We start from the raw sequence: 22,213 nt of genomic DNA, 5'->3' as shown, positions 1-22,213 counted from the left end.
TACTTGAAGTGGAGATTAATGCGCAACATAAATTACCTGATATAATGCAATAGAAACATAATGAAAGATTTTATAGGTCAAAAATTTATTATCCAATAAAAGGAATAACTTAAGTCCTATTTCATATATATAAAAATTTTTAATAAAATTTAAAAAGTGTTATTAAATAGAACCACTTAATAACTATACTATTGATATTTATAAATATATAAAAATAAATCTAAATCTTCTATATTTTTAAAAATTAAATAAAATATTAAAAATCCAATTCTTTTTGAATATTCTTAATTGTGATGAAATACGATACTTAACATGACCTCACCAATAACACTTAAGCTGTTTCGAATTTATCTTGACTTTAATTCAAATATTTTTACTTATTATTTTGGTATAAACTTAGATCAAATCATTGTTTGTAATTATATTTATTAATCTATTTATAATAAATAAGCCCCTTTAAAAGAGGCTTATTCTATTCAGTTTTTATTAGATATTGACCACTTTGACGATAATTGTTTGAGTATCTTCCTGCTCTTCGGCCAGATGCAAACGTTTAAGCTCTTTGCTTTTTACTTTGAACTGCAAGTTCTGATAAGAAATTGTGCTTGGTATCTGATCAAAATATTGACCATCAGCGTCAATTTCTTCCTGAAATAATGGTGTACCCAATTGATAGTCAAGACTTTTTAAGACTACATATTTTACTGTGGTTTTCATTCCAACACCCTACTTTCACTAAGCACTTTATTTTTATTTTTACCACTGTTCCGCCTGAGAAGAAACCTCTATTTTTGAAAATAGCCCAAGCTTTAACCATTCAGATTTTGCGATCAGATCAACATGAAATTACACTAATCTATGAAAAAAATTTTAACTTTCATAAAAATATAAATATACTTGGAGTTGATCGACAGAAAAAATCTGTCTAAATTGATCTAAAATCACTCCCACAAAGAAAAGAAAATATAGAGACTATGATAAAAACCTGTTGCGGCTTACTCGAAGAGAAAAACATAAAAATTGCCTTTATCGAAAGCGCAAGTTCTGGATATCTCAGTAGCCAGTTCTCCATTTGTAAAGGAGAAGGTGCCGAAATTCTGATTGGTGGTTTGATCTGCTACGATGTAAGTGTCAAGACTTCTGTATTGGGCATTTCCAAGAATCTGATCAATAGTCATACCGCGGAATCTATGCCGGTAACGGTTGCTCTGGCGGAAGCAGGTAAAAAAATGTTCCGTGATGCTGACTGGATTATCGCCTGTACAGGATTGCTTAAACCAGGTGGTAGCGCGACACCAGAGAAACCGGAAGGAACATTTTTTGTGGCCATTAATGATGGCACGCAAATCCATCAGTTCCAGTATTATCTCAAAGGCTCGCCACTTGAACGCCTCAACAAACTGTCAGCTGTGGTTGCACATGACATGATCAATCTGTTGAATAACAGCTAAGCTTTCAAAGTTACTGTGTAGCTTGAATAAGCTTCATTATTTCTACCGTATTTTAAGATAGATTGGCATGATCAAATGCCAATCTATTTTTTTGAGGGTGGAATGACCATGAATATTAAAACCGCACTGCTTCTGCTCCCTCTGAGCTTGCCCACTCTGACTTTCGCTACCGTAGGCGGCCCACAAAATATTGAAGTTCTAGGCTATGAAGTCAAAGAACAGAAGCTTTATATCATGCGTCACTATCTTGATGGTCGTGGACGCTTGCCTCAACTGTATTATTATAATTTTAAATCCCAAAAACCAAATCAATTGATTCAGGTCAGTTCCTTATATATCAATCCTAAAACCAAGCGCATCGATTATGATCAAGACAGTCGCAAGTTTGATCAGGACATTGCCAAAATCAAAAAACGTTTAGTTCCATTAAATCCGATTCAAAAATCAAAGCCACAGCTTAAGGTTTTAAAGACAACAAAAGGTAGCGCACCTGCTTGGCATGATCCTCAGGAAAAAGTGCCAAAATGGACCTATCAATATCAAGTGAAATCTGGCTCACAAAAAAGTCCGGTTCAGCAAGCAGTCAGTTATCAGCAAGGCTTGAAAATTAGCCAGGCCTATAAAGTCCCGCGACACAATAAGACCCTAGTAGTAGTAAAGTATCTGGGTATTCCTTTTGAAACAGGTTATAGCATTGAAGATCCGGCACTGTTAAGCCGATAACAGAATTCACTAAAAAAATAAGGTCTCAATTGAGACCTTATTTTTATTCTAGGACATTTACGGATTAAGCCGCTGTAGAACGCTCAGCGATTGGCACTACTTTACGTAGTTCTGGTCCGGTATAGTCTGCGCTTGGACGGATAATACGGTTGTCAGCACGCTGTTCCATCACATGCGCTGCCCAGCCTGTCACACGTGACATAACAAAGATCGGGGTAAACAACTTGGTTGGAATGCCCATAAAGTGATAAGCAGACGCATGGAAGAAATCGGCATTACAGAATAATTTCTTCTCGCGCCACATGACTTCTTCGCAGCGCACTGACACTGGATAAAGTACGGTATCACCGACATCTTTGGCTAAACGCTCCGACCAGACTTTAATAATGCCATTACGCGGATCATTGTCCTTATAGATCGCATGACCGAAGCCCATGATTTTTTCTTTACGTTCCAGCATGCCCAGCATTTCACGCTCAGCTTCCTCAGGCGACTTCCAGTTTTCGATCATATCCATTGCAGCTTCATTGGCGCCACCATGTAGAGGGCCACGCAAGGAACCGATTGCACCGGTAATACAGGAATGCATATCTGACAGCGTTGATGCACACACACGAGCGGTAAAGGTTGAAGCATTGAATTCATGCTCTGCATACAGAATCAACGATACATTCATGGCCTGTTCATGTAATTTATTTGGCTTTTCGCCATGCAGTAAATGCAGGAACTGTGCACCAATCGAATCATCGTCAGTATTTTCTTCAATACGTACGCCGTCATGACTATAACGATACCAGTAACAAATGATTGCCGGCAAAGTTGCCAAAATACGGTCTGCGATATCCTGTTGCTGCTCAAAAGATTGCTCAGTTTCAAGATTGCCCAGCATGGAAACGCCAGTACGCATCACATCCATTGGATGTGAGTCGGCAGGAATACGCTCAAGGACTTCTTTTAATGCCTGAGGTAAAGTGCGTAAGGATTTCAGTTTGGCTTTGTAGGCTGCCAATTGCTCTGATGTCGGCAATTCTCCGAAGAAAATCAGGTAAGTGACTTCTTCAAACTGGCAATGTTCAGCCAGATCCTGTACGTCATAACCGCGATAGGTCAGGCCTGCGCCACTTTTGCCTACTGTTGAAAGTGAGGTTTTACCTGCCACTTGTCCGCGCAATCCTGCGCCAGTGAGTACTTTTCCTTCAGCCATTTTTTTAATTCTCCTGTTTAAACAGTTTATCTAATGTGTCTTCGAAGCTGTGATAATCTAAAAATTCGTAGAGTTCTTTTCGTTGTTGCATAATATCCAGCACATTTACCTGAGTACCATGTTCGCGTACTGAACGCATCACTTCAAGTGCGGCTTTTTGCATTGCACGTGTCGCTGATAACGGATACAGCACCATGCCAATGCCCTGCTCCGCCAGTTCATCAACCGTATAATACGGTGTATCACCAAATTCGGTAATATTTGCCAAGACTGGCACACCGACCGCATCACACACTGTACGGTACATGGTGATATCGGTCATCGCCTCAGCAAAGATCGCATCTGCACCCGCTTCAACACAGGCAGAAGCACGATCAATCACGGCTTGCAAGCCTTCTTTTTGTAGCGCATCGGTACGCGCCATCACCACGAAGTTTGAATCGGTTTTCGCATCTACAGCCGCTTTGATACGATCGACCATTTCCTGCTGCGATACGATTTCTTTATTTGGACGATGACCACAACGCTTCTGTGCCACCTGATCTTCAATATGAACCGCAGCGGCTCCTGCTGCAATCATCTGCTTAATCGTGCGGGCAATATTTAATGCACCGCCCCAACCGGTATCGATATCAACCAGTAAAGGTGTATCCACACGTTCAGTGATTCGGCGTACATCTTCAAGAACATTATCCAGGCTGGTCATGCCCAGATCAGGCAAACCATAAGAATAATTCGCGACACCCGCACCTGATAAATAAATGGCTTTATAACCGACCTGTTTGGCCATCATGGCAGCATAGGCATTTACCGTGCCCATAATTTGCAATGGTTTCTCGACTTCAAGCGCTTGTCTAAATCTTAAACCTGCAGACATTTGTTCTGTCATCTTCCTTTTCCACAGTCTTGGCTATAATTATTGAAATTCGAGTATACTCATTTGGCTTGCTCATTCCATAACCCGATAGAACAAATACTCTAAAACTTTAGTCAAATTTTTAAGTTTTGCTTTACCTAATCAGCAAATAGCGCACTTATCCGGCGCAATTATGAAATATGTGCATATATTTGCTATGATGGCGTTTCAATCTCTATTGACATGTTGATGTATTATCTCCTATGCAAGACCTCGCCCTAGAACCGCTCGCCAAAGATCTGCCACAGACCAAACGTGGTCATGAGCGTTGTATTGCGCTGCTGATCAGTGCAACCGAGCTGTTTCTGGAACGGGGTTATGATGCTGTGTCTCTGGATGATATCGTCCAGCATGTCGGAGGCTCCAAAGCTTCGATCTATAAATACTTTGGCAATAAAGAAGGCTTGTTTAAAGCCATTTGCGATTATCGTCGTATCAAGTTTTTTGAAGATATCAGTATTCCGATCGAACTGATGGCACTGGATTTTCGTAGTTATTTAGTACACACGTTGCTCAATTTTTATCACCAGATTATGCAACCTGAAAACTCGGCCTTTATGCGTCTGGTGCTGGAACAAAGTCAGCGCAATCCGGAACTTGCTCAACATATTCATGAGCGAGGCCCGGTGCATGTGCAAAGTGCCATTGCCACGGCTTTAGAACAGGCAGATGCGCAAGGTTTACTGCATTGCGAAAATCCGCAATATTCTGCACAGCTGTATTTTGGTATTTTGCGCAATCTGGAATGGCGTATTCTGATGGGAATTCCGGTACAGGAAGATGATCAGGAAATCGACAAATACATCAGTTATTGTGTGGATCGCTTTTTAGACGGTCATCAAAAAGTCTAGTTTTTTTGCATTTTTCATTGCTTATAGTATATTAGCCGATTCCGTATTTTTTCTTAAACTAACCAACAACTGATTGTTGATCGAGTTTTTCGGCAATTATTGTGGAGTAACGAATGGCTCTCCGTCACTTTCTCACCTTACGCGATTTATCAACTTTAGAACTTAACCAGATTTTGCAACGCGCAATTGAGCTTAAGCGCAAACAGCATAACAATGAAGTGTTCCAACCATTTGTTGGTAAAGTGATGGGCATGATTTTTGAGAAATCGAGTACCCGTACGCGTGTTTCGTTTGAAGCTGGCATGAGCCAATTTGGTGGTAGCGCGATTTTCCTGTCTTCACGCGATACCCAGTTAGGTCGTGGTGAACCGATTGAAGATTCTGCACGTGTGATTTCAAGCATGCTGGATATCGTGATGATCCGTACTTTCGGTCATGATATCGTGGAGCGTTTTGCATCTTATTCAAAAGTTCCAGTGATTAATGCGTTGACTGATGACCACCACCCTTGCCAGTTACTTGCTGACATGCAGACCTATGTAGAGCAACGTGGCTCAATCGAAGGTAAAACTGTTGCCTGGATTGGTGATGGCAACAATATGTGTAACTCTTATATTGAAGCTGCACATATGTGGGGCTTTAATCTGAAAATTGCAGCGCCAAAAGGCTATGAGCCACAAGAAAAATTCCTGTCTGAATTTGCCCATTGTGTGGAACTGGTTCCTTCTGCTGAAGATGCAGCGGTGAATGCTGATCTGATCGTGACTGACGTTTGGGCAAGCATGGGCCAGGAAGAAGAACAAAAGATCCGTGAAAAAGCCTTTGCAGATTATCAGGTAAATGAACGTCTGATGGATCTTGCACATCCGGATTGCTTGTTTATGCACTGCTTGCCTGCACATCGTGGTGAAGAGATTTCAGAAAATCTGCTTGACCATAAAAATGCTGTGGTTTGGGATGAAGCGGAAAATCGCTTGCACGCGCAAAAAGCTTTGGTTGAATTCCTGATTAATGAAAATCTGAAAAAAGACTAATTTTTTAAGATGAATCTTCACAAATTAAGCACCAATCTCTGGTGCTTTTTTTGTCTCAGCTCTTATAATCATTGTTGAAATGGAATAAAAAGTGATTTTATACAATGCAAAAAAAATATTGGATTTTGGCACTCTTGACAGGTTTTAGCAGTGTCGCCTTACCGGTGCATGCTTCTGAATTTGACCAATATCTTCAAGAAAAAAATATTATTGACAGCAAATTTAAAATTCAGAAAAAAGCTGAGCTGAATGAATTACTCGCAGTGCTCAGTGCAGAAGATTCTAGAACTTTACCGTTGCAGATTGATCAAAATACGATTATTGAACAATTGCAGTTAAGTGCCAACAAAACCACACTGAAAGGCATGATCATCACGCCCGATTTTAGCCAGTTTGAAAAAGACCTGGGGCGCAAAGAAGTGATGAAAGTCATTCGTAATAATCTGCTTAATAATTGTGAAATTTTCTTTGAACATCGCTATCAGATTGAGAACCCTTACAAGGTTGAACTCAGCCTGAACTCGCAGACACAAACCTATAAAACTGATATTTCCCAGAAAGATTGCAAATTAAAATAATCTAAACACATAAGACATTTATTTCGATTCAGGATTCAAGAATCCTGAAAACAAAAGGTAGCCGTGGCTACCTTTTTGATAAGGTTTGTTGTTATATCTTGCTAACGCACCAGACCCTGCGGCTGCAAAATAATAATCAACGCACCCAGTATCACCACCATGCCACCAAGCAGATCCCAACGCGAGAGAGTCACTTGATCAACGAAGCGCAACCACATCAGTGCTGAAAAAATATAGATACCACCATAAGCGGCATAGATCCGTCCTGAAGCAGCTGGATGCAAGGTTAACAGCCAAACAAAAGCCGCCAAAGCCAGAGCTGTCGGAATCCATAACCAGTGGCTTCTGCCCTGATTTAAAATCAGGTAGGGAAAATAACAGCCTAAAATTTCCATCAATGCCGTGACTAAAAACAGTAAAAATGTCGTGAACAGCTTGGTAACTTGAATTTCCATGATTTATTTATTGAACTGTATAAATGGATTTAATGATTTACAACATGAACACATGAAAAAACCCGTGCAAGCACGGGTTTGATCCTTCTTATTAATTAAGCTGGTTCAGCAGTCTGGTCTTCAAAGACTTCAAGTTTTAAGCCAACCGCTTTACCATTTTCTTTTTTCACCGATACTGCAACATTGCCGCCATTTTCAGCCAGTTCACCAAACAGGATCATCTCAGCCAGCGGTTTTTTCAGGTGTTCCTGTATCAAGCGTTGCATTGGACGTGCGCCCATTAAACGATCATAGCCATGTTCTGACATCCATTCACGTGCACTCTGATCCACTTCCAGCATGACTTTTTTGTCATCCAGTTGTGCTTGAAGTTCAGTCAGGAATTTATCCACGACATTTTCTATAATGCTGCTTGGCAATGCCTTGAACTGAATCACGCCGTCAAGACGGTTACGGAATTCTGGCGAGAAGGCTTTCTTCATCGCTTCCTGATTATCGTTACTATTATCCTGTTCCATAAAACCAATGCTGATACGAGAAATACTTTCCGCACCAATATTAGTGGTGAGTACCAAAACCACGTTACGGAAATCAGATTTACGCCCGTTGTTATCAGTCAATGAACCATGATCCATAATCTGCAATAACAGGTTAAACACATCTGGATGCGCTTTTTCGATCTCGTCTAGCAACAGTACACAATGCGGATTTTTATGAATCGCATCTGTGAGCAAGCCACCTTGATCAAAACCGACATAGCCCGGAGGTGCACCGATTAAACGAGACACCGCATGGCGTTCCATATATTCCGACATATCAAAGCGAACCAGTTCTACACCCATCTGTTTCGCCAGCTGCTTGGTCACTTCGGTTTTACCAACACCCGTTGGACCTGCAAAGACAAAACTACCTACAGGCTTATCTGGAGACTTCAAACCGGCACGTGACAGTTTAATTGCAGAAGCCAAGGCCTCAATCGCTTCATCCTGACCAAAAACCACACGTTTTAAATCACGCTCAAGATTTTCCAGCACACTCTTGTCATCTTTAGAGACAGTTTTCGGAGGAATACGCGCAATTTTAGAAACGATGTCTTCAATATTTTCTACGGTGATTAAACTGTCATCTTGTTCTGCTTTGAGACGGCGCTGAGCACCGGCTTCATCAATGACATCAATCGCCTTATCTGGCAAGAAACGGTCGTTGATAAATTTCGCAGAAAGTTCTACCGCAGACACTAAGGCTTGATCTTCATATTCCACATGATGGAAATCTTCAAACTTCGATTTCAGACCACGTAGGATATCAATAGTTTCAGAAATAGATGGCTCATTCACATCAATTTTCTGGAAACGACGCGATAAAGCATGATCTTTCTCAAAGACCTGACGGTATTCCTGGAATGTGGTTGACCCGATGCAGCGTAAAGAACCATTTGCCAGCGCCGGTTTGATCAGATTCGATGCATCCATGGTACTGCCCATACTCGAGCCTGCACCAATAATCATGTGAATTTCATCAATAAACAACACGGCTTCAGGTTTCTTTTTCAACGCATTTAAAAGCTGTTTCAAGCGTTTTTCAAAGTCGCCACGGTATTTGGTTCCTGCCACCAAAGCACCAATGTCCAGACTGAAAATTTCAGCATTTTCCAGTGGTTTTGGCGCTTTACCATTGACGATTAACCAAGCAAGACCTTCAGCAATCGAGGTTTTACCAACTCCCGGATCACCGACAAGGAGTGGGTTATTTTTACGACGGCGGCAAAGAATTTGCGCGGCACGCTCGATTTCTTTTTCACGACCAATCAGTGGATCGGTCTTACCTTTTTGTGCTTCAACATTCAGGTTAGTGGTATAAAGTTCAAGTGGACCTGAACTTGCTGAAGATGCTGATTCGCCATCTAGATCTTCGATTTCTTCTTCAGACTGTACATCTTCTTTACGGGTACCATGAGACAGGTACTGAGTCAGGGTCAGACGGTTAATTTGATGACGTTTCAGCAGATAGACTGCAAATGAGTCACGCTCAGAATACATGGCAACCAGAATATCAGCACCTTCTACAGTACGATCACCACCGCTTGATTGCACGTGAAAAATCGCGCGTTGCAAGATCCGGTCGAAGCTTTCTGTCGGGTGTGGTGCCTGATCACTATTTTCACCAAGTTTAGGGGTATGTTGTTCTACGTACTCTTCTAATTCCTTACGCAACACGATGATGTCGGCACCACATGCTTTGAGAGCATTTACGGCAGAATCATTGTCGAGTAAGGCTAACAATAAATGTTCTACGGTCAGGAACTCATGTCTCTTTTGACGAGCCATGCTGACAGCCAAACGTAGTGATACTTCTAATTGACGACTGAGCATGTAACCCCTTAATCTTTAGGCTCTATTTGGCAAAGTAACGGATGACCTTGTGATCGAGCATAATTATTGACTTGGTTCGCTTTGGTCTCCGCAATGTCTCGAGGATAGACCCCAGCTACACCCTTTCCTTCATAATGTACAGTTAGCATTACTTGTGTAGCTTGGTCAAGATTCATTGCAAAGTATTGTTGTAAAATTTCAATTACAAACTCCATCGGCGTATAGTCGTCATTTAATAAAACAACGGCATACAACGGTGGACGTTTCAGTTCTGGCGGTGCAGTCTGTACAGCTAGGTCAGAATCACCGTCTTCAGAGGGTTCATTTGCTAAACGTGGGCTGATATGCCAATCAACAATTCCAGACTCATTAAAAGAATTTTTAATATCACTTAAACACATTTGACGTTTATTGCTTGGCATAAGATTTATATTTCACACTTAATTTGCATTTGCTTCAGTTTTCGGAATTTCTGACAAGGTGGCAGACTGATTTTCGACTGCTTTGCCCTGTTCCCAACTAAAACGACGAATCACAGGTTTGGCACCAGTAAGACGCACTTCAATAAATTCTGGCTTAAAGCCTTTCGGCATGGTCCAGCGACCAGTGAGGCGCTCATAATTTTCAAAATTAAAGTTTTTATCTTCCAGTGGCACCACCAGAATTTCAGTCCCTTTAATCAGGCGCAATTCCACACTACCTGAAGCACGGCTTTTGCCTGGACTGACCTGCACCAGATCAATCTGATATTCAAAAGCATTTTCCGGCAAAGGTTTAATGGACAGGTTTTGAACCGCCAATGCTAGACCACCACGCTGACGCAAAATCTCGCGATAAATGGTTCCCACACTTTCGGCCTGCACCTGTTCATCACGTGCCTTGGTCATGGCCAGATACAGATCATTGGCATTGCTGACAGCCAGATCACGCTCCTGAACCGCAGTATTCAGCGTCTTGTTCAGTGTTTCCAGACTGGCTTTTTGAGTCTGTACTACATCGACCAGTTGCTCTGCATCCGCATCATAACCCGCCGCAGTCAAACCCTGACGATGTCCTACGGTATATCCGAGTACGCCACTGCTTAAGATCAATACAGCCGCACCAATGGCTAAGGGCGTATTGCCTTTCATGAATGGTTTCTTAGTACCGGGTTCCTGAGGAAGCGTCGTATTTGACTCGTTATTCGGCATTTTGATCTCTTGTTTGCTTTAATCAAGACACACATTTAAATGCAAATCTAAATGTGTGTGAAGTTCTAATACGTTTTTTATGGTAATAAACCAATATTATTTAAGCCAGCGTCTTCAGCAAAACCAAACATCAAGTTCATGTTTTGCACAGCCTGTCCTGCTGCACCTTTCACCAGATTGTCTTGTGCAACCAGGATCACCAGTTTTGTTGGTTGTGGCTTATACAAGGCAATACGCAACTGATTCGCTCCACGCACTGAACGGGTTTCGGGTGAGCTACCCGCCGGCATAACATCGACAAATGCTTCATTGGCATAGAACTGCTCATATAGCGCTTGTAAATCTGCTGATTGGCCTGCTTCAGTTAAATCGATATAGATGGTCGACAACATACCACGAATCATCGGCACCAAATGCGGTACAAATAAAATATGATCAAACACATTTTTTTGACCTGAAATTTTTTCCAGTGCTTCGACAATTTCAGGGTGATGACGATGACCCGCTACACCATAGGCCTTAAAATTATCGGAATTTTCAGAATAAATCATGCCCAGACTGGCTTTACGACCTGCACCTGATACACCAGATTTGGCATCGATAATAATGCTTTCAGGTTTCACCAATGCTTCAGCCGCTTTTAAGACTGGCGCCAGACCCAACTGAACTGTAGTTGGATAACACCCCGGATTCCCGATCACACTGGCCTTTTTAATTTCTTCACGATTTAGCTCAGATAAACCATAAACAGAATCTTTTAACAGTTCTGGACATGCATGTTGCATGCCATACCATTTTTCAAACTGTTCAAGATCTTGTAAACGAAAATCTGCCGCCAAGTCGATCACTTTGGTATTTGCAGCAACCAGCTCTTCGGCATGTTTCATTGCGACACCATGCGGTGTTGCAAAGAACACCACATCGCATGATTTTAATAAACCCAGACTCAAATCAGAGAATTTAAGATCGGTATGACCGCGCAAGCTCGGGAACATGTCATCTACACGACGACCTGCTTCAGTACGTGATGTCAGTGCTGTTACATTTACATCTGGATGTCGTAGCAAAAGACGCAAAAGTTCAACGCCTGTATAACCCGTACCACCCACAATACCCACTGAAATCACGATGATTACCTCAAATAAATGTTTCCTTTATACAGCCTAGTATGACAGGAAGTTGAGGTTTTCTAAACCATTTCACTGGGGTTTGCTGGTTTTTTAATTGATCAGTAGGATAAGTCCGATTTTGATCATGAAACTTTTAATTTGCTTAGGCTATTTCAATAGAGTTATATGGACTTATTAATTATGGTTTTAGGCACCCCACCAATATGGCAACGGCGTATTTTTCAGCGTTATACGATGCTGCTGGAAATGCTGATCATGCTTAGCAACTTCTGCCCAAAAGCGTGGACTATGATCAAAATGCTTTGTGTGTACCAGTTCATGGACAGCGACATAATGCGTGACCTCTTCAGGAAATAATACTAGCGCACTATTCAGCATAATGTCATGTTTGGCCGAACAACTGCCCCACCGGGTTTTAGGTTGTCGAATACTGCAGTTTTTAAAAGGCAAATGACATTGCTGTGAGACAAGATTTAAATATGAAGGAAGCTGTTCTTTTGCGTAGGCAATCACGAAAGTTTTTAAATATTCTTCAGGATGTCGGTCACTGATGCAAAGCTGTAAATTTTTATGATCAAAAATGAAGTTGCTCTTCTGGCTTTGATAAGAAATTTGTACAGGTTCTTTTAGATTAAATAACCGCAGCTCAATCGGTAACGTCCGGTCAATATTTTCGATTTTTTCTTGCTGGGATTGCCAGGTTTTAATCAGCCAGCTTTCAGATTGTTCAATAAAATGCCGTATCTGTTTTTTGCTGCAAAAAACCGGGGCTGTGAGGCGAATCTGGGTCGCATCGACACGCAAACGTAACCGGGTTGAACGGACATTTCGGGTGATTTGGATTTCGGGTAGATCGGATAAGGTCATTATAGTTTTTTTAATCTCCCTAACCCCCTCTTTTTCAAAGAGGGGCTTTTAAAAGTCTCCCTTCTTGCACTTGTTTTAAAGCAGTGCTTCAAAACTTCGCTCAGGGAGATTTAGAGGGATTTTTTCTAGAAAGTTTAATTAAACCGCTGTACGCTCTTCAATTCCGTTATCAGTCGCGACAATGGCGATATCTGCTTTGTTGATCGCAAAGATACCGTTACATACCACGCCCGGAATATCGTTTAAGGTTTTTTCCAGTTCAAGTGCATTTAGAATATTCAGGTTGTACACATCTAAAATCACATTACCGTTGTCAGTGACCACACCTTCACGGTACGCAGGATCGCCACCTAAAGATACGATTTTACGCGCGACTGCAGAACGCGCCATTGGAATCACTTCTACAGGAAGCGGGAACTCACGCCCTAATTGTCCAACCCATTTAGAATCATCCACGATACACACAAATTTTTTCGCAATAGAGGCAACAATCTTTTCACGTGTCAGCGCTGCACCGCCACCTTTGATCATATGCATATGACGATCAATTTCATCTGCACCATCAACATAAGCATCCAGACCACTGACAGAGTTCATATCTACCACTTCAATGCCGAGTTTTTTCAAGCGTTGTGCAGTTGCTTCTGAACTGGCTACCGCAGCTTCCAATTGCAGCTCAGGCAATAAGTCAATTAAAAAGTTTACAGTACTGCCTGTACCTACGCCTAAAATGCCCCCTTTTGGCAAGTGTTTTAAAGCGGCTTTGGCTGCTGCTTGTTTTTTCTCATCTTGGGTTGCATATAGACTCATGGCTTCACTCAACTATTTTGGACTTTTGCAGCTTTTTTAAACCGCAAAGCCGTGTGGTTTGTTACAATAAGCCCCTATTTTAAACTGTTAGATGGAAAATTAACATGCTGTCTCGTTTGGTTCGACAAATTTTACAAGCAACGGTCTACGATGTTGCAATCGAAACTCCACTCGAAGCAGCGCCACGAATTAGCGAACGACTCAATAATAATATCCGCTTTAAACGTGAAGATTTACAACCGGTTTTTTCATTCAAGCTACGCGGTGCCTATAACCGTATTAGTCAATTACCGAAATCACAAATGGAACGTGGCGTTATTACTGCTTCAGCGGGTAACCATGCACAGGGCGTGGCACTCTCAGGGAAAAAGCTGGGTATTCGCGCGATTATTGTGATGCCTAAAACCACACCTGATATCAAGGTACAGGCGGTTAAGCGTCTTGGTGGCGAAGTGGTTTTGCATGGTGATTCATTTGATGTCGCCAACAAGTATGCGATTCAACGTGCCCAGGAAGATGGCATGACCTTCATTCCGCCTTATGATGATGAACTGGTGATTGCTGGCCAAGGTACGATTGCTAATGAAATCCTGCGTCAATGGCGCGATGTGGATTACGTGTTTGTCGCAGTTGGCGGTGGTGGCCTGATCGCAGGTGTTGCAGCGTATTTAGGTGATGTCGCACCCCACGTTAAAGTCATTCCAGTGGAATACGACGAATCTGCCTGTTTAAAAGCTGCTTTAGAAGCAAATGAACGTGTGATTCTCCCATCTGTGGGCTTGTTTGCTGATGGTACAGCGGTAGCCCAAATTGGTGAAAAACCATTTGATGTGATTCGTCTGCAAAAATCGGACAATTCTGGCCCAATCGTGGAACCGAATGTGGTGCTGGTGAATACGGATGAAGTCTGTGCAGCGATTAAAGACACTTATGACGAATGCCGTAGCATTGTAGAACCATCTGGTGCAATGGCTCTGGCAGGTATTAAAAAATACGTGGCTGAACATGGCATCGAAGGGAAGAACATGGTGTCGATTGTCTGCGGCGCCAACATGAACTTCGACCGTTTACGTTATATCGCTGAACGTACCGAACTGGGTGAACGCAAAGAAGCGATTTTTGCCGTGACCATTCCGGAACAGAAAGGTTCATTCCTGAGTTTCTGCCGTGCATTACAAGGCCGTAATATTACTGAATTTAACTACCGTGCCAGCGATGCTTCTGCTGCGCAAGTCTTTGTCGGCATCAGTCTGAAAAATGGCGAGAAAGAACGTCAGGAAATTTATGAAACCTTAAAGTTCCAGTATGACGTTGACGATCTGTCTGATGACGAAGTGGCCAAACTGCATATCCGTTACCTGATCGGTGGTCATGCCGATATTGAAAATGAGCGCCTGTTCCGCGTGGAATTCCCGGAGCGTCCTGGCGCTTTACTGATGTTCCTGGAACGTCTTGGCCCAACCCATAATATCACCCTGTTCCACTACCGGAACCACGGCGCTGCTGAAGGACGTGTTCTGGTGGGTCTTGAAGCAACCGATGCACAACAGAATCCGGATGGCTTGATCGAAACTCTCGAAACCATTACCTATCCATATCAGGAAATTACCAATAATCTGGGTTATCAACGTTTCTTGAAGTAATTCTTTCAAACATAAACCGCCTTTCGAGGCGGTTTTTTTATGTCCGGCTGAATGAAAATGTATGAAGTATTTATGTAAGGCCAGATAGCTGAAAACTATAAAAATCTTTAAGATACATACTTAGACATGAACTGATTTGAAATAAAAAGATTTAAGGAAATATGCATGGCATTATTTGCAGTCATTGGGCTGGGCAGCTTCGGTGCAACAGTGGCGACTCAACTGATCAGCCTGAAACATGATGTGATTGGAATCGATCTCGATAAAAAATATGTGGAAAATATTTCCGATCAGCTCACCCATGCGGTCATTGCCGATGCAACCGATGAGCATGTCCTGGATGAACTGGATATCCAGCGCTGTGAAGCGGTCGTAGTCGCAATTGGTGAAGATATTGAAGCCAGCATTCTGTGTGTACTGCATCTGAAAAATATGGGTGTAAAGAAAATTTGGGCCAAAGCCAAATCCAAAGCCCACCATATGATTTTGACCCATCTGAACGTCGAAAAAATTATTCACCCAGAAGAAGATATGGGCGTCCGTGTGGCACAATCACTCAGCTACCCGATGGTTAGCCGTTATATGTCACTTGAAGATGATCACTATATTGTCAAGATCGAGATTCATGCAGATCATCATGGTACACCGTTGAATCAGTTGATGAAGCATATACCTGAAATTACCACCTTATTACATAAACGCGGATCTACGCTGCAATACCACGTAGATGCCAATCAGATTCTTCAAGAAGGCGACATTTTACTGGTTGAAGGATTGCTGGAACCTTTGCGCCGTCTTGCTAAATATTTTAAACATTTATGAAAAGTTCTGATTTAAAGCAACACAGGACGATTAACCTCAGTCCTCCGAGCTTACTGGCTTTGGGTTTTCTCGGATTAATTCTGATCGGCTCACTGCTATTGATGCTGCCTATTGCACATCATGGAGAAATCAGCTGGCTGGAGGCGATTTTTACAGCAACTTCTGCTGTGACCATTACCGGGCTATCGGTGGTGAATGTCGGTGAAGCCTATACCGTATTTGGTCAAATCGTGATTATGTTTTTGTTGCAATGCGGCGGCTTGGGTTTTATGACCTTTGCCATTCTGGCAGTGATGAGTCTGGCACCGCAACTGGGGCTAAAACAACAAGTCATGGCACAGGAGTCCATTGGACAAACTAGTCTGAAAAAAGTCAGTTTTACCATTAAAGCCGTGTTTTTATATTCTCTATTCTTTGAAGCGATCGGCACGCTGATTCTGACCTTGTCCTGGCTTAAAGAATATCAATTCACTGATGCATTATTTTATGCAGCCTTTTATAGTGTCTCCGCTTTTAATAATGGTGGATTTTCACTATTTCCAAATAGCTTGATGAGTTTTTCAGGGCAATATCTGATTACCTTTACCATCAGTATGTTGTATATCATTGGCGGTATCGGTTTTCTGGTGCTGATGGACGTCAAAGAACATAAGCGCTGGCGTAAGTTGAGTACCAACAGCAAGCTAATCCTCTCAACGATTCTGGGTCTGAACCTAAGTGCTTTTATCGTACTTTGGCTACTAGAGGCTTCCAATCCACACACCTTGGGTCTCATGAGTTTGGGCGATCAGGCCGTGAATGCCTGGTTCCATGCCACCGTTCCCCGCTCTTCAGGTTTTAATAGCTTGCCAATGGAACAAATGAGCGATGCATCCAGTCTCGTTACCATGCTGCTCATGTTTATCGGGGGCGGCTCCTTAAGTACGGCGGGCGGCATTAAGGTCGGTACGTTTATTATTGTGGTCATCAGCGTAATCAGTTTTTTAAGACGCGAAGATGAGATCCGGCTGTTTAATCACTCTATTCCTGAAAAAACTACGTTTAAAGCATTGGCCGTCGTGTGTATTACTGCAGCATTGATCATGATGGGTTTTATGAGCTTATTAATCCTGGAACCTGAGCAGGATTTTCTGGATCTGTTGTTTGAAGCCGTGTCTGCGGCCTGTACCGTCGGTTTGTCCCGAGGGGTAACAGAGGAACTACAACCTGCCAGTTTGATTATTCTAATGCTGTTAATGTTCGCAGGGCGTCTAGGGCCACTGACGCTTGCTTATTTTATTGCGACTCCGAAAAAGAGTCGTCTCAAACATCCGCCTTCAGAAATCCAGATTGGCTAATCTATCTATAAAAAAACCATGCAGCGGCATGGTTTTTTATTTTCATTCCAAGATGTTTAAAGTTGGAATCCTAGAACCAGTTCATCAAGGAAACACCTAAACCGACATACGTGGCACGATGGTTATAATCAATCAGGCTTTCTCCGTAACCATCAAAAAGCTGGAATTGGCCACGCAAACGCCCACTGATCGGGAATGACCAGTCGAACTGTACCGCTCCACGGTTTTCATCTCCACCTTTTAAGGTATGTCGTAGCATCAATGAAAAATCATGCTCCTTATAACGATAAAATGCGGTCATGTCTCCACGGCCAATATAGTTCTTGATCTCTGGATTGTTATCGTCTTCTCGCTTCTCTTCAAAGCGATACCAAGGACGAACCATCAAGGCAAAATTGTCTTTTTCAAAACCAAGATTCAGCATCACCCGATTCCAGCTACGTGATAACGGATCAGAACGACCATTGGACTGATGATTGATGGTCAATCCCAACATACGCCAATTCAGACCCAAAAGATCATAATTGGTACGGAAAATCAAACTGGCTTCGGGTTCATAGTTGGTCTCACGAAACGGACGTGATTCTTCCGAGTTATACACCTGCCAACGCGAAGACTGAGTATAACCAAGCCAGAGATCGCCATTATCTCCCAAGATATTTTCAACCGCCTTGGTCTTTAAAGACAGTTGAAACTTAGCTTCAGTTGAGGTGAGATTCTGTTTCTCTGTCTCTATATTGTTGGGATTTTCACTCTCGGGTAATTCATTCTTGTTTGATGTCCAGAAACCTGGCATCAAATACACCGGCTGATAAGAACGAATGTTCCAGGTGCCTAATTTACTTTCCGGAGAGAGTTCCCAGCGGCTATCCAGCAAAGACAGATTCGGCGTCAGCTTTGATCCTTCAGAAGCGTAAATATTGGAAACAGTCTGACCAATTTTCGCTTTTAAATTGTCGGGTTCAGGCGCAATTTCTGCTGCTGCACGACGTTCAGAAACGATTGCAGGCTTATCAGTAACCGGAATTTTAAATAAAGTATCATAACAGGCCAGACGCTCTGCACTAATTTCCAGTGCAGCACAGGCTTCAGCCGTTGCCGGCGTGGGACTGTTGACTACTGTTTCTTCCGCATTCACTTGCGTCCCAACTGCACAGCCCAGCAACACGCTCAGCTGTAGAGTTGAGCGCTTAAACGAATTAAGCGCCATCCCTTATCCTCTTTTTTTTATTTATAGAACTTGTTGAATTACAAAACCAAGCTGCTCCAGCATTTCACGTTTTGCCACTGGTGCCACAACGGCTTTCGTCGCCTGCTGCTCGACCAGATAGGTCTGTGCAACACGCTGCAAATCATCCAGTGTGACATTCAATAAACGTTCACGTAATTTTTTACGGAACGCTGGCGTACGTTGATGCAAGTAGGAATAACATGCAGTAATGGCTTCGCCTGCCGGTGAGCCTGGTTTATCCATACTGGCAATCAGCCCCAGAATGGCTTCTTCCAGTTGATGCGGCTGTTGTGGTGCATTGAGTAACCACTGAATACTCGCATCAAAATCCTGGAAGGTTTCTGCCAGACGTGGGTCACGGTAGCTGTAGAAACGGAACGAACAGGCATTGCCGTCATAGCTCGCACCACCACCATAGGCACCGCCTTTTTCACGAATGGCGCTGTGCAGGAAGCCATTACGCAAATAACCCGCTAGTACCATCAAGGCAGCAGCATCAGGGTGTGAGACTTCAACTGCCGGATAAGCAGCCGCACAGAATTGGACATTGGCTTGAATCAACCAGGCTTCGTGCTGATCATGGGTTACTTTTTCGACTTGAGTCAATGCAACCGGTGCTGGATCAACAGCAAGTTTGTCCCAGACATTCTGAATTTCTTCGATCAGATGCTCAGACTGCGGCTCTTCACAGACTAACAGGAATTGCTTTGGTGCTTGCAACAAGACCCGATGAATCCGTTTTAATTCATCAATCAGCAGATCATATTCAGCCGGATCTTTTTCGATCTTAGACACCAGCTCGATCAGCCAGTTCAATGCACCCAAACCGGTATTGTGATAATCACGCAAAGCCAATGCACTATGCTGACGTGAAGCCGTTTGCATTGCATAGCTATGTCCAGAACCAGAAATACGTGACTGCCAGCGCGTTTTACGCTGTTGTAACAGTTCAACAATACGGTCTTTCTCATCAAAACGAAGCTGTTCAAAACCGATCTTTAACAGACGAATTGCATCCAGATGATTCACCAAAGATTTGGTGGTCAACGTCAACCAGGCAGTAATTTTGTTTTTGTCATCGACTTTAGAACGCAAAGATGCGCCCATGCCCAGACCGCCACTTACCGCTGTTTGCAGTTGCTGGAACTCAAGATAATCATACTCACCCGCACCAACTTCACCCATCAGGATCGACAGCAGGTTAAAGTAAGGCGACTGCACCACTTCATCCGGAATATTGACCAGAACCTGTTGATAATAAATCCCATTGGTGCCGGCATGATACAGGTTCAACGGCGTATCAACACGGTTACAGATAATCTCACGCAACTGGCCTTGAACAATTTGCAATTCCGCAGGGACATCTTCCAGACCGACTTTCGGCAATAAGTTCAAGTCATCCGGCGTGTCCTGACGAACATTCAATGCTTCAGTCTGGGCAATAATTTCAGCTTTTTGTTCTTCAGTCAGATTCTTTCCAATTTCGGCTAGACGCGCTTTTTCATCAGCCGCTTCTTTGGCAGATTTGGTCGCATCGGGAACCAGTGTCAGTTGGACACGATGTGGGTTATCCAGCAGATGCTCTTTGATCAGATTGGAAAGCCACATCGGATCTTGCAGCTCTTCCTTAACTGCGGCAATCGCAGAATCCACATCCCAAACTTCAACCGGATCACGGTGATGAATCGCGCTGCCCAGACCGCTCAGAATCAGGCTCAAACCATACGGCGTACCATCACCATTGATTTCACGCTGATGCAATTCAATTTGATGCAGGATCGCATCGACCATGTTCTGATCAACCGGTTTAGAGGCAACATCTTCTAGAACCTTAAACACACCATTTTTAAATTCTTCTGCATGTTCAGGATTTGAACCCTGCACCGCACAGTAGAAAGTCATTTCAAAATTAGAATCATCCACGCCCATGAATGGACCTGTTGCATCTGCATAACCACACGTTTCCAGATAATGACGCAGTGGTGATGCTGAATCTTCAAGCAGAATCCCTTCAACTAAACGCATGCCCAAACGCAGTTTAATGTCACTAGCTTCCGGCAATAACCATGACAGCACATGATAGGTCTTGTCCTGTAGATCTTCGGCATCGACCGCATAGCTGTCGGTAACCGTCAATGGTGCAGTCAAACGGGTTTCAGGTGTTGGATACAGCGTCTGACCTTTTTCAAATTTGGATAATGCCAGATGTTCAAACTGCTCTTGCAATTCAAATGCTGTTTTATTGCCAAAGGTCATGAAGACTGCATTACTTGGATGGTAATGTGACTTATAGAAATCTACTAACTCTTGGTAAGTCAGGTCAGGAATATCTTTAGGATCACCACCAGAATTATAATGATAGGTGGTATGCGGATATAAATGATGCGCCAGCGTGTGATACAGCTGGTCTGAAGGCGAACTCATCGCACCTTTCATTTCATTAAAAACTACGCCTTTATAGACAGGCTCGCCATTTTCCAGCTCAATGCGAATGCCTTCCTGGGCAAAATCCAATGGATTCAGGTTCGCAGCAAATGCTGCATCCATATACACTTCGAGCAGGTTCTGGAAATCTTTACTATTTTGGGTCGCAAATGGATACGCAGTCCAGTCAGCCGCAGTAAAGGCATTCATGAAAGTATTCAATGAACGGCGAATCATCAGGAAGAATGGATCACGCACCGGGAATTTTTCTGAACCACACAGCGCAGTATGTTCCAGAATATGGGCTTCGCCTTTAGAATCCATCGGCTGGGTACGAAACGCCACCAGAAAGACATTTTCGTCGTGATTGGTCGCCAGATGATAATGCGTGGCGCCAGTCACTTTATGTTTATATTCAGACACGAAAATGTCTAAAGCTTCAACATGTTGTTGACGTACCAACTGAAACGCAGGATGTACAGTTTGAGAAATGGTTTCAGTGACATCTACAGTCATGCGATCTCCTAATGCTTTAATTAAAATAACTAAGCGCATTATAGCTTTAGTTGTTTGAATTATTCACGTTGAAAACCGAGGATTTTGATCGAATTAAGTAAACTTGATCATTTGAAAATTAAATCATCAAATTTACTTCCTGCATCTAGATGAGTATTTACAAGCTTAAGAAATCAGATATTTAAAATAGTTATAGCTTGGATTATTTTCTACAAATACATAATTCTGCTTTTGATAAAAACTGGCGGCCAGTCGGGTATCTGTTTGTAAGCATAAAGCCGAATAATGCGGACGTGCCAATTGCTCTAGGTAAGCCAAAAGCTGTTTGCCTACGCCATGCTGACGATATTTCGGATGCACATAAAAACGGCGTACACGACCAATGCGGTCTTCAATGCCGTTATCTCCCCATTGCTGGTTTAAGCCACCACAGCCAACCAGTTTCTTGCCATCATGCGCCACCACCAAATATTCATTGGCGTGGCTAAAGCAGTTTTTCCCGGTGCGATATTCTTCTATTAACTTATCTACCAAATTATAGCCTTCTTTACGTGCCAGAGTTGCCAGTGTTTCGATCTGATCCGGGAGTTGTTCGGCTGTTACAATTTTAATATTCATATACGCACACTATTTGAAATTGTTGTGAAGAATCACTGTTG

At 42.7% G+C, this 22,213-nt stretch carries 21 protein-coding genes; 8 read left to right on the top strand and 13 right to left on the bottom strand.

The features are described 5' to 3' along the window. Positions 1 to 486: 486 nt before the first annotated feature. Complete coding sequence (locus HGD77_RS07230; RefSeq protein WP_004280185.1) at positions 487 to 717, bottom strand: hypothetical protein; 231 nt, start codon at positions 715 to 717, stop codon at positions 487 to 489. Between the two features lie 257 nt (positions 718 to 974). On the opposite strand from HGD77_RS07230, the gene HGD77_RS07225 reads away from it, so the two are divergent. Together HGD77_RS07225 and HGD77_RS07220 are read left to right on the top strand one after the other, a co-directional pair. Then, positions 975 to 1,451: a CinA family protein gene (locus HGD77_RS07225; protein WP_004280184.1), complete on the top strand. Its 477-nt coding sequence runs from the start codon at positions 975 to 977 to the stop codon at positions 1,449 to 1,451. A gap of 102 nt (positions 1,452 to 1,553) precedes the next feature. Further along, entirely contained in the window at positions 1,554 to 2,174 is a 621-nt protein-coding gene (locus HGD77_RS07220) for a hypothetical protein (RefSeq protein ID WP_005266498.1), read from the top strand. Between the two features lie 64 nt (positions 2,175 to 2,238). Here the strand turns inward: HGD77_RS07220 and prpC are convergent, their stop codons facing one another. Beyond that, on the bottom strand, positions 2,239 to 3,378 hold the full coding sequence (gene prpC / locus HGD77_RS07215; RefSeq protein WP_005266499.1) for a 2-methylcitrate synthase: 1,140 nt from the start codon (positions 3,376 to 3,378) through the stop codon (positions 2,239 to 2,241). A gap of 4 nt (positions 3,379 to 3,382) precedes the next feature. After that, complete coding sequence (gene prpB, locus HGD77_RS07210; protein ID WP_004280180.1) at positions 3,383 to 4,267, bottom strand: methylisocitrate lyase; 885 nt, start codon at positions 4,265 to 4,267, stop codon at positions 3,383 to 3,385. Between the two features lie 230 nt (positions 4,268 to 4,497). On the opposite strand from prpB, the gene HGD77_RS07205 reads away from it, so the two are divergent. The 3 genes from HGD77_RS07205 (at position 4,498) to HGD77_RS07195 (ending at position 6,757) form a co-directional block, all read left to right on the top strand. After that, positions 4,498 to 5,145, top strand: a complete 648-nt coding sequence (locus HGD77_RS07205; protein WP_168730766.1) for a TetR/AcrR family transcriptional regulator — start codon at positions 4,498 to 4,500, stop codon at positions 5,143 to 5,145. A gap of 113 nt (positions 5,146 to 5,258) precedes the next feature. Beyond that, complete coding sequence (gene argF / locus HGD77_RS07200; RefSeq protein WP_004280178.1) at positions 5,259 to 6,179, top strand: ornithine carbamoyltransferase; 921 nt, start codon at positions 5,259 to 5,261, stop codon at positions 6,177 to 6,179. A gap of 104 nt (positions 6,180 to 6,283) precedes the next feature. Next, positions 6,284 to 6,757: a hypothetical protein gene (locus HGD77_RS07195; protein WP_168730765.1), complete on the top strand. Its 474-nt coding sequence runs from the start codon at positions 6,284 to 6,286 to the stop codon at positions 6,755 to 6,757. A gap of 101 nt (positions 6,758 to 6,858) precedes the next feature. Here HGD77_RS07195 and HGD77_RS07190 read toward each other — a convergent pair whose 3' ends face one another. The 7 genes from HGD77_RS07190 to rpiA all read right to left on the bottom strand — a co-directional run bounded on the left by HGD77_RS07190 (position 6,859) and on the right by rpiA (position 13,581). Then, positions 6,859 to 7,212 carry a YnfA family protein gene (locus HGD77_RS07190; RefSeq protein WP_168730764.1) on the bottom strand — a complete coding sequence of 118 codons (354 nt, stop codon included), beginning with the start codon at positions 7,210 to 7,212 and terminating at the stop codon, positions 6,859 to 6,861. A gap of 95 nt (positions 7,213 to 7,307) precedes the next feature. Next, on the bottom strand, positions 7,308 to 9,584 hold the full coding sequence (gene clpA, locus HGD77_RS07185; RefSeq protein WP_168730763.1) for an ATP-dependent Clp protease ATP-binding subunit ClpA: 2,277 nt from the start codon (positions 9,582 to 9,584) through the stop codon (positions 7,308 to 7,310). An 8-nt stretch (positions 9,585 to 9,592) separates the two neighbouring features. After that, on the bottom strand, positions 9,593 to 10,006 hold the full coding sequence (clpS, locus tag HGD77_RS07180; protein ID WP_004279780.1) for an ATP-dependent Clp protease adapter ClpS: 414 nt from the start codon (positions 10,004 to 10,006) through the stop codon (positions 9,593 to 9,595). A gap of 18 nt (positions 10,007 to 10,024) precedes the next feature. Further along, positions 10,025 to 10,774, bottom strand: a complete 750-nt coding sequence (locus HGD77_RS07175) for a DUF6776 family protein (RefSeq protein ID WP_004279781.1) — start codon at positions 10,772 to 10,774, stop codon at positions 10,025 to 10,027. Between the two features lie 77 nt (positions 10,775 to 10,851). After that, complete coding sequence (argC, locus tag HGD77_RS07170) at positions 10,852 to 11,907, bottom strand: N-acetyl-gamma-glutamyl-phosphate reductase (RefSeq protein ID WP_171526263.1); 1,056 nt, start codon at positions 11,905 to 11,907, stop codon at positions 10,852 to 10,854. A 183-nt stretch (positions 11,908 to 12,090) separates the two neighbouring features. After that, entirely contained in the window at positions 12,091 to 12,771 is a 681-nt protein-coding gene (locus HGD77_RS07165; RefSeq protein WP_004646782.1) for a M48 family metallopeptidase, read from the bottom strand. A gap of 138 nt (positions 12,772 to 12,909) precedes the next feature. Next, entirely contained in the window at positions 12,910 to 13,581 is a 672-nt protein-coding gene (rpiA, locus tag HGD77_RS07160) for a ribose-5-phosphate isomerase RpiA (RefSeq protein WP_004279784.1), read from the bottom strand. A gap of 104 nt (positions 13,582 to 13,685) precedes the next feature. On the opposite strand from rpiA, the gene ilvA reads away from it, so the two are divergent. The 3 genes from ilvA to HGD77_RS07145 all read left to right on the top strand — a co-directional run bounded on the left by ilvA (position 13,686) and on the right by HGD77_RS07145 (position 17,383). Beyond that, positions 13,686 to 15,224: a threonine ammonia-lyase, biosynthetic gene (gene ilvA / locus HGD77_RS07155; RefSeq protein ID WP_004646781.1), complete on the top strand. Its 1,539-nt coding sequence runs from the start codon at positions 13,686 to 13,688 to the stop codon at positions 15,222 to 15,224. 165 nt (positions 15,225 to 15,389) lie between these two features. Further along, positions 15,390 to 16,046 carry a potassium channel family protein gene (locus HGD77_RS07150; protein WP_004646780.1) on the top strand — a complete coding sequence of 219 codons (657 nt, stop codon included), beginning with the start codon at positions 15,390 to 15,392 and terminating at the stop codon, positions 16,044 to 16,046. After that, positions 16,043 to 17,383, top strand: coding sequence for a TrkH family potassium uptake protein (locus tag HGD77_RS07145; protein WP_004646778.1), 1,341 nt, complete (start codon positions 16,043 to 16,045; stop codon positions 17,381 to 17,383). Before HGD77_RS07150 ends, HGD77_RS07145 begins: the two co-directional genes overlap by 4 nt. Before the next feature lie 70 nt (positions 17,384 to 17,453). Here the strand turns inward: HGD77_RS07145 and HGD77_RS07140 are convergent, their stop codons facing one another. The 3 genes from HGD77_RS07140 to HGD77_RS07130 form a co-directional block, all read right to left on the bottom strand. After that, positions 17,454 to 18,593 (bottom strand): phospholipase A, encoded by a 1,140-nt coding sequence (locus HGD77_RS07140; protein WP_004646777.1) that lies wholly within the window; start codon positions 18,591 to 18,593, stop codon positions 17,454 to 17,456. 21 nt (positions 18,594 to 18,614) lie between these two features. Further along, entirely contained in the window at positions 18,615 to 21,554 is a 2,940-nt protein-coding gene (locus HGD77_RS07135) for an insulinase family protein (protein ID WP_004646776.1), read from the bottom strand. A 165-nt stretch (positions 21,555 to 21,719) separates the two neighbouring features. Further along, entirely contained in the window at positions 21,720 to 22,172 is a 453-nt protein-coding gene (locus HGD77_RS07130; RefSeq protein ID WP_004646775.1) for a GNAT family N-acetyltransferase, read from the bottom strand. Positions 22,173 to 22,213: the final 41 nt, after the last annotated feature.

The organism is Acinetobacter sp. NEB149, from assembly GCF_012516415.1.
Classification (GTDB): Bacteria; Pseudomonadota; Gammaproteobacteria; order Pseudomonadales; family Moraxellaceae; genus Acinetobacter; species Acinetobacter lwoffii_V.
This window is presented reverse-complemented; position numbering and strand designations above follow the sequence as displayed.